The organism is Frigoribacterium sp. AC759, assembly GCF_979256015.1.
In genome coordinates this window covers 1-309 of record NZ_CEEDMT010000072.1, presented here as the reverse complement: position 1 = coordinate 309, position 309 = coordinate 1, and the positions used below count along the sequence as shown (strand labels likewise).

The window sequence follows — 309 nt, the reverse complement described above, 5'->3', positions numbered from 1 at the left end:
ACCGGCCTCTGCGGCGGGGCGATCCACCGATATGTTGTGCATGTCCAGAAGGCGACGAATGGCGGTGGCGATGTCCTCGCGAGAAGCGCGATAGCCCCGCGCCAGAACCCAGGCGAACTCGCACAGGGATTGGGTGCTGACCGCGACCCGATCTGCGGTCTCCAGGGCGTCGATCGCCAGACGCTGCTGATCTTCGTCGTCGCCGACGACGGCCCGCAAGAGGACGTTGGTGTCGGCGGTGATGTTCACGACCGCTCGGGTTCCGATCCGGCCTGCGCGGTCAGGGCGCCGATCTCCTCGATAGAGAGG

At 66.7% G+C, this 309-nt stretch carries 1 protein-coding gene; it reads right to left on the bottom strand.

Features of this window, described 5'->3' with window-relative positions:
- Nucleotides 1–249, bottom strand: a 249-nt coding sequence (locus ACZ6JE_RS15145; RefSeq protein WP_464319471.1) for a PIN domain-containing protein, incomplete at its 3' end; no start/stop codon positions are given.
- Nucleotides 250–309: the final 60 nt, after the last annotated feature.